13 protein-coding genes are annotated in these 7,945 nt (G+C 38.2%); 8 read left to right on the top strand and 5 right to left on the bottom strand.

The genetic code is table 11. The annotated features are described in order from the left end of the window. The 8 genes from J5566_RS10180 to J5566_RS10145 all read left to right on the top strand — a co-directional run. Window positions 1-2,054 (top strand): helicase-related protein (locus J5566_RS10180; protein ID WP_244229026.1); only part of this gene is annotated, 2,054 nt, incomplete at its 5' end. A gap of 70 nt (window positions 2,055-2,124) precedes the next feature. Next, window positions 2,125-2,424 carry a DUF5962 family protein gene (locus tag J5566_RS10175; RefSeq protein ID WP_208563159.1) on the top strand — a complete coding sequence of 100 codons (300 nt, stop codon included), beginning with the start codon at window positions 2,125-2,127 and terminating at the stop codon, window positions 2,422-2,424. Between the two features lie 13 nt (window positions 2,425-2,437). Beyond that, window positions 2,438-2,728: a DUF5966 family protein gene (locus J5566_RS10170; RefSeq protein ID WP_208563158.1), complete on the top strand. Its 291-nt coding sequence runs from the start codon at window positions 2,438-2,440 to the stop codon at window positions 2,726-2,728. 95 nt (window positions 2,729-2,823) lie between these two features. Beyond that, window positions 2,824-3,462 carry a peptidylprolyl isomerase gene (locus J5566_RS10165; RefSeq protein ID WP_208563157.1) on the top strand — a complete coding sequence of 213 codons (639 nt, stop codon included), beginning with the start codon at window positions 2,824-2,826 and terminating at the stop codon, window positions 3,460-3,462. Between the two features lie 39 nt (window positions 3,463-3,501). Beyond that, complete coding sequence (locus tag J5566_RS10160) at window positions 3,502-4,578, top strand: toprim domain-containing protein (RefSeq protein ID WP_208563156.1); 1,077 nt, start codon at window positions 3,502-3,504, stop codon at window positions 4,576-4,578. Between the two features lie 53 nt (window positions 4,579-4,631). Next, entirely contained in the window at window positions 4,632-4,859 is a 228-nt protein-coding gene (locus J5566_RS10155) for a DUF5965 family protein (RefSeq protein WP_029173148.1), read from the top strand. After that, window positions 4,856-5,245 (top strand): DUF5945 family protein, encoded by a 390-nt coding sequence (locus J5566_RS10150; RefSeq protein ID WP_208563155.1) that lies wholly within the window; start codon window positions 4,856-4,858, stop codon window positions 5,243-5,245. The genes J5566_RS10155 and J5566_RS10150 overlap by 4 nt, the downstream gene beginning before the upstream one ends. Before the next feature lie 49 nt (window positions 5,246-5,294). Beyond that, window positions 5,295-5,591, top strand: coding sequence for a hypothetical protein (locus J5566_RS10145; RefSeq protein ID WP_208563154.1), 297 nt, complete (start codon window positions 5,295-5,297; stop codon window positions 5,589-5,591). A gap of 8 nt (window positions 5,592-5,599) precedes the next feature. Here J5566_RS10145 and J5566_RS10140 read toward each other — a convergent pair whose 3' ends face one another. The 5 genes from J5566_RS10140 to J5566_RS10125 form a co-directional block, all read right to left on the bottom strand. Then, entirely contained in the window at window positions 5,600-5,908 is a 309-nt protein-coding gene (locus J5566_RS10140; protein ID WP_024381905.1) for a DUF5960 family protein, read from the bottom strand. Continuing rightward, complete coding sequence (locus J5566_RS10135; RefSeq protein ID WP_208563153.1) at window positions 5,895-6,245, bottom strand: hypothetical protein; 351 nt, start codon at window positions 6,243-6,245, stop codon at window positions 5,895-5,897. Before J5566_RS10135 ends, J5566_RS10140 begins: the two co-directional genes overlap by 14 nt. After that, window positions 6,242-7,657 carry a Y-family DNA polymerase gene (locus tag J5566_RS10130; protein ID WP_208563152.1) on the bottom strand — a complete coding sequence of 472 codons (1,416 nt, stop codon included), beginning with the start codon at window positions 7,655-7,657 and terminating at the stop codon, window positions 6,242-6,244. Before J5566_RS10130 ends, J5566_RS10135 begins: the two co-directional genes overlap by 4 nt. Window positions 7,658-7,662: 5 nt before the next feature. Then, the gene (locus J5566_RS10730; RefSeq protein ID WP_096811956.1) at window positions 7,663-7,797 is read right to left on the bottom strand and encodes a hypothetical protein; all 135 of its coding nucleotides are present in this window, start codon (window positions 7,795-7,797) and stop codon (window positions 7,663-7,665) included. 2 nt (window positions 7,798-7,799) lie between these two features. Beyond that, on the bottom strand, window positions 7,800-7,945 hold a 146-nt coding region (locus J5566_RS10125; RefSeq protein WP_244229027.1), incomplete at its 5' end, for a S24 family peptidase.

Raw genomic sequence — 7,945 nt, 5'->3', positions numbered from 1 at the left:
ATACGGTCAAAGAAGCAGAGCGTTCAATCAAGGGACTAGAGCACCAGTTGGAAGAACTCCAAAAACTAGAGCGAGATACCTTTATTGAATTTGAAAACCTTGGAATTGATTTTCTTTTTGTGGATGAAGCTCATCACTTCAAGAATATCCGTCCAATCACAGGACTTGGCAATGTCGCTGGCATTACCAATACCACTTCTAAAAAGAACGTGGATATGGAGATGAAGGTGAGACAAGTTCAGGCAGAGCATGGAGATAGAAATGTCGTTTTTGCGACTGGAACACCAGTCTCAAACTCCATTAGCGAACTCTATACCATGATGAATTACATTCAACCTGATGTTTTAGAGCGATACCAGGTATCAAATTTTGATTCCTGGGTTGGGGCTTTTGGGAATATTGAAAACTCTATGGAACTAGCCCCGACAGGTGATAAATACCAACCTAAGAAACGGTTCAAGAAATTTGTCAACTTGCCCGAACTAATGCGTATTTACAAGGAAACCGCCGATATTCAGACTTCTGATATGCTTGATTTACCTGTACCTGAAGCTAAGATTATTGCGGTGGAAAGCGAGTTAACGCAAGCTCAGAAATACTATTTAGAAGAACTGGTAGAGCGTTCAGACGCTATCAAGTCAGGTAGTGTCGATCCAAGTAGAGATAATATGTTAAAGATAACCGGGGAAGCTAGAAAACTAGCCATTGATATGCGGTTGATTGACCCTGCTTATACCTTATCAGACAATGAGAAAATCCTTCAAGTCGTTGATAATGTCGAGCGGATTTACCGTGAAGGAGCTGAAGACAAAGCCACTCAGATGATTTTCTCTGATATTGGAACGCCTAAAAGTAAGGAAGAAGGATTTGATGTTTACAATGAACTTAAGGACTTGCTTGTCGATCGAGGGATACCAAAAGAAGAAATTGCCTTTGTGCATGATGCCAATACTGATGAGAAGAAAAATTCTCTCTCACGCAAGGTCAATAGTGGGGAAGTACGGATTCTCATGGCATCTACGGAAAAAGGTGGAACGGGTCTAAACGTGCAATCACGTATGAAAGCTGTCCACCACTTAGATGTTCCCTGGAGGCCTTCTGATATTGTACAGCGAAATGGACGACTGATTCGACAAGGGAATATGCACCAAGAGGTGGATATTTATCACTACATTACCAAAGGGAGTTTTGATAATTACCTCTGGCAGACACAGGAGAATAAGCTCAAATACATCACTCAGATTATGACTTCAAAAGATCCTGTGAGATCAGCAGAAGATATTGATGAACAAACCATGACCGCCTCAGACTTTAAGGCTTTAGCCACTGGTAATCCCTATCTCAAACTCAAAATGGAATTGGAAAATGAACTGACAGTGTTAGAAAATCAAAAACGAGCTTTTAATCGCTCAAAAGATGAATACCGTCACACTGTTTCCTATTGCGAGAAGCACCTCCCTATCATGGAAAAACGGTTGAGTCAATATGATAAAGATATTGCCCAATCTTTGGTAACAAAGTCGCAAGATTTTGTCATGCGATTTGACAATCAAGTAATGGATAATCGTGCAGAAGCAGGGGACTACCTGCGAAAACTCATTACCTATAACCGCTCAGAGACCAAGGAAGTCAAAACACTTGCCAGCTTTAGAGGATTTGATTTAAAAATGACTACACGAGGTCCTAGTGAGCCTTTACCAGAGACCGTTACTTTAACGATTGTAGGCGATAACCAATATACAGTCGCTCTTGATTTGAAATCAGACGTGGGAACCATTCAACGGATTAGTAATGCCATTGACCATATCATGGATGACCAAGAAAAGACAGAAGGGCTGGTAAAGGATTTAAAAGATAAGCTACAAGTAGCCAAAGTAGAAGTTGAAAAAGTCTTTCCCAAGGAAGCTGACTATCAGCTTGTAAAGGCTAAATATGATGTTTTAGCTCCCTTGGTTGAAAAAGAGGCAGAGATTGAGGAGATAGATGCAGCTTTGGCCAAGTTTAGTGAAGATACAACACCCCAAATGAAGCAACAAATAGCACTCGAGATATAAGAAAAAAGGCTGACAAATATTATTGAACGCGGTAAAATGAAGTCAAGAAATCACATAAGGAGAATAGATCATGGCCCAAACACTAGAAGAAATGCGTTATCAACTTGAAGAATGGTTGGCACAAGGTTTCACAAGTCCAGAGGATAGAGCCAACTACCTAGCTTTAAAGGAACAGTATGAAGATGAAGCTCTTGATTATAGCTTTTCAAAGCGTGAAATCACTGGACAGCTGGAACTCATCATCACAACTCGTGAGAATGATTTTCCTAGCTTAGATGAGGTGACGAAGACGGAATACCTTGATTTGGTTGCCCAACTAGATGAACTTGACCAGGAACAAGCCAACTATTACCGTATGCAGTTGTCCTAGAAAGAGGTATAAGATGTTGGAACAAATTCTACAAAACATTTTGATTATCGCAGCAATAGGACTGATGTTACTTGTCCTTTATCAGATTGTGAAAGTTTCAGCTGCTTTATTTCTTATCGGGCTCATCAGTGGATTAATCTTTATTGAAATCTATGGAATTTACCTCTTCTTTACTGAGAGATACCTCTATACAGAAGATTTAGCAACTAATGGAGTTTGGAGTTTTACAGGATTTTTAATTGCTTTGAATCTATTTCTCGTTTTTAGCATAATTATGAAGTGGTGGAAGAATAGAATAGTTTAACACGGAGGATTACCGATTGGTAGTCCTTTTTCTTGTGATAAAATCTCCAAGATAATCTTGATATGATGAGGCTATCACTAATAAAGGAGTAAGCCATGTTAAATAAAGTGAAAGCTCGATTTCTGATTGGAGTAGGAGGTTTAATCGCAGTCAGTTTTATGGTCATGATTGGCTACACGATTGGCTCACAAACCATTTCAAAGCAAACAGAGAACCAAATACGAGCAGAAGCCAATAAACTTGTGTCAAAGAAAAAGCAGGAGGAAAGAGCGACAGTCCTATCAGATGAGCTTGTCAAAGAATTTCTCACTCAATATTTCACCAAGGTTCAGATGGGCGAAAATAACACTCGTATCAAACCCTATATGACGGACTCAGCATTTTCAGAAGAGGAAGCAAGTCAGAATAAAGCGATTAATCAAGTTTATAAAGATTATATGCTTGACTACCGATTTGAATCAGCCAGTATCTTTGTCAATACAGAAAGCAATGTTGCACTTGCGGAAGTTAACTATCAAGTGACCTATGTTTCTGATTTGAGTGAGCAACAACAGCGAACCACTCAGACAGAAACCAAGTCGGTTATGTTATCCTACTCCAAAGTTTCCGACAAGCTCCTGGTTAATCAGTTGACCATTTGGAATGGGAAACTGGAGGACATGAAAGAAGCAACAGATGGAGCCAATTCCAGCATACCAACGATCCAAGGAACTACAACAAGCGAGAACAACTAGCAGGAGACAGTCTTCTGCTTTTTTTGATAGGGAGACAAGATGACACGAATTAAAGCAGTAAAACAAAAGGCCATTTTAGATGTGGCTGAAAGTTTGGGTTATTCCTTCAGACGATTATCAGGACAAATTTATGAACACCCAAACCATGATTCCTTTCGGATTTTTGCCGATACTAATACTTTCAAATGGTTTTCAAGAGATATACAAGGGGATGTGATAGACTTTGTTCAATTAGTAGCAGGCGTTACTTTCAAAGAGGCTGTATCTTATCTTGAAACTGGGGATTTTGAACAAGCTAAGTTGATAGAAGAAACGTATCAACCGTTTCAATATTATTTGCATGAAGAACCCTTTCAGAAAGCACGTACTTTCTTGAAAGATGTCCGTAGCCTAAGTGATCAGACTATCATTTCCTTTGGCAGACAAGGATTGCTTGCCGAAGCTACTTATCAAGCGGAGTCAGTTTTAGTGTTTAAAAGCTATGGCCATAATGGTGTCTTACAGGCCGCAAGCCTTCAAGGTCTCGTCAAAAATGAAGAAAAACACGATCGAGGTTATCTCAAAAAAATCATGAAAGGATCTCATGGCTATGTCGGTATTAGTTTCGATATTGGGAATCCTAAGCGACTCATTTTTTGTGAATCAGTTATAGATATGATGAGTTATTATCAGCTTCATAACAAGCAGCTATCAGATGTTCGCCTGGTGTCAATGGAAGGCTTAAAACTTTCAGTGATTGCTTATCAGACTTTGCGTCTAGCAGCAGAGGAACAAGGGAAATTGGCATTTCTAGATACAGTAAAACCAAGCAGACTTAGCCATTATCTTCAGGCAATACAAGAGACGACAACCTTTTTTCGAACTCATTCAAATTTCATAACATTGGCTGTTGATAACGATGAAGCAGGAAGAGAATTTTGTCAGAAACTGTCAGATAAAGGATTTCCGATTTCTCAAGATTTACCACCATTACAGGGACTTGAAACAAAGTCAGATTGGAATGATATTGTGAAACAGCAGAGTGAACTATCCTTAAGTGATTGTATCCAAACAGCCCAAGCACAAGTTAATAAGAATCATACTCCACCTAAACGAGAGCGTGCTATGGAATTGTGATAACAAAATCAAGTCCACTATCATAATCTAGAAAGTGACAAGGAGGACACCCTATGAGTGTGATTGAACGTCTGGCTGAAAAAGTAGCTAGACAAGAAGAAAAAGTCTCACGTGAGACTGAGAAATTGGAACACTATCGAGACCAACTACAAACAGCAATGTACAGTACCTTTATCAAACGGCAACAATCTAGTCAGTTGTCATTTCATGAAGCACTAGAGCAAGCCTTTGGTAAAGAAACCACACTACACCCAGATTACAGAAATGAGGATATAAAATGAGTAAAACTTGGAATTTTGATCAGCCACTAGATGATGTGAAACCAACATCTTCCCATGAAGAACGAGCAAAAATTGCAGCACTTTTCCATAAACAGGATGAAAAACCAATTGAAGAAGTAGATTATGTGGCTGCTTTTGAACAGCAACAAAAGGAGTCAGAATCTAAAGATGTACAAACGCTCGCTTCAACCGTTAAACAAAATCAGCCGAAGAAGGTAAATATCACAAGTGACTATAAACAACACTTGGCTGATACCATTGCACAAAACAACAATGATATTTCCGCTTGTCAAAAACAAATTGAAGAACTTCATCAATTGATTGATGAAAAGAAGATCCAAAATAAAAAGTTGCAGGCTATTTCAATAGCCATTGATGATTTATAAGTCAGGTAGTCCTATGAAGGCTACCTTTTTACAATTTAAGGAGAAGAAAATGAAATTTTTTCAAAAGAAAAAACAGAACCAGGATCAATTTAAACGACTGATTCATCGACTATCTGAGATGTCAGATACTGAACTAACCAAAGTAGAACAACTCCTAGATGTGGTTTTTGATACAAATTTTAAGCCTGATAGGAACGTTGAATTATCTCAAAGCGTTATAACCGATGAGGGACAAAGTCTTGATAAGTCGATACAGGAAGCGAAAAATAAACTTAACATGGAACAATTCGAAAAAAACATTGAGAGATTTAGACAAGGTAGGCGAGAGAGCAATAATAACAAATAACAGACCAATTATTTTGGCCTGTTTTTTGAAATATGTGTCATCGTTGAATCGTAACAATATAGCCTAACTAGATTATTATCTCGTGAAGGTTCAACATTGAACATAAAATAATGGTCCTGATAATCTTTAGCGTTTTCTTTGTTCAATTTGAAATAGGATTTTTGAGATTTGGCCATGGCAAGCATAATATCATCCGTTAAAAATGTTAGTGGTATATCTAGAGCAGAATAGCGATAGAAATCCGCTTCAAATTTTCGGTAACTGTCACTAAAATAGTCCATCTGGAGTTGGTTCTTATTAAAATCAAGCTGATTCATACTCTACCTCCAAGTCTATTGCAAGAATATCAGAGATTTGGATACTGAAGTAGCCTTCTTTTGTTTCAAATGAAATCGATTGAAAAGTCAAGTTCTTTACTTTCCCTACATAAGTCCTACCGGGAACTGTCAGAATACCAGTAAATTGGTGGCTATATAGTTGATTGAGTAGCAGTAGCTTATCTGCTAAACTTAACTCACTTGAATAATCAATGCGATTGCGTTCTTGTTCTAAACCCGATGTATGTTCTGACAAGAAAAATCCCATCCATTTGGCCATCTTTCGGTCTTGGTATTCTCTAGCAACCTTAAAAGGCAGATAACTTCTATCAATCATTTTAAACCCTCCAATCCTCCAGCGGAATGTCCGCCGACTAATCTACTGCGAGCAATTGCCCTTGAATTTTCTAATAAAGAACTAGCTTTCTGTACAGCAAGAAATCCAAATCGATCACGAATGGAATCAATAGTTGTTTCTAATTTTTCCTCTTTTTCGCTTACTTCAAAGTCATCAAAAAGTGAAATAACTGCGAAATTTTCATCCACCAAACCATCGTACCTTACAGCAATGCTTCTAACTGCCCCTCCATCGTATTTTGAACGAAAGAGAGAAACAACTTCATCTTGAAAAACAAGCGTACGATTATTGGGGTCAATTTTTCTTTGTACATTGATTGATTTCTTGTTTTCGAAGTTTGAATAGCCTACATTTATGGCAACTACGGTTGCTTTTTTGTGCCTTCTGCGTAGCCGAATCGCAACTTGCTCTGCCATTTCACGTAGGACAAGCTCTATATCGCTTTGACGTGTATAGTCTTTGTGAAGTACTTGTGAATTACCAATCCCAACCTCTTTCGGTCGATAGGGTTCATGGACATTACTTTCATCAATACCATTAGCATGAAACCAATGTTGCACGCCAATTATCCCAAATTCTTTTTTCAAGATAGTAGGGTCACAGTTGGCCAATTCTTTAATGCTGTAGATTCCCAATTTGTTTAGTCGTTTTTCTGTTCGTGAACCTATTCCCCAAAAGTCAGTCATTTTCGGAATGTTCCAGACCTTTGTTTCAACATCTTCATAAGACCAATTGGTACGCATGGTAGCAGTGTTTTTAGCTTCGTTATCAAGTGCTAACTTAGCTAGAAGTGGATTGGCATTACTCATTCCAACAGTTGAATAGACACCCGTTTTTTCCCAAATATCGTGTTGAATTTTTGCTGAAACCACATCCAACTTATCTTTGCGACTTAGAGATTTGTCTTCAACAAAATAATTTAGCGATGAAGTTAAGTCTATGAATCCCTCATCAATAGAATAGGGCAGAATATCTGTTGGATCTGCATAATTTTGAAATACTTTTTGTATTTCCAGATTTTTTTGAATGTACAAGTCCATTCTAGGTGGCACAATAAATGTACGCTTGGCCCAATTTTCTATGAAGGAAACAAACTTTGCATCCGTTGGCAATCCTGATATTTTAGCACGGTAATAGTTAAATTTTCTTGTCTGAACATCAAAGGGAAGGTCGTAGGCTCTACCGACATTTCCTTTACCAAATACCTTTTTAAACATTGGTGATGATGCTAAAATTAAACCAGAAGAATTATCGGCCCTACTCATGACACAAAGTGAAGTATGAAGCGGGTGAAGTCCTCTCTCTACACATTCGATTGATGCGTAGAAAGATTTCATATCAACAAAAGCAATATCGCTACGTGGTTCTTTTGAATAGTCGATATAGCTCATATTATTCACCTTGTTTTTAGTTTTGCTAGTTCATCGACCAATTCTGTCAGATGGTCTGTTACGTCGTATTCTTCTTTTTCAAGAGATAAGATAATGCGGTCTTCCTTGAGGTAAATCATTTCTTTAACAAACTTTGACATCTCTACCCTCCAATCACAGGCATGAAGTGCCCTACAACCTTGCCAACAATTCTGATTTCATCTTCAAAGGGGATAAATTTCTCGGCAACATCTGGATTGATGGAAACCATTCGGAATCCATCTTCTTCACGATAGAGTTTCTTGATAT

It is taken from the genome of Streptococcus suis, assembly GCF_017601095.1.
Classification (GTDB): Bacteria; Bacillota; Bacilli; order Lactobacillales; family Streptococcaceae; genus Streptococcus; species Streptococcus suis_Z.
The sequence above is the reverse complement of the archived record's forward strand: the minus strand, read 5'-3'. Positions and strand labels throughout refer to the sequence as shown.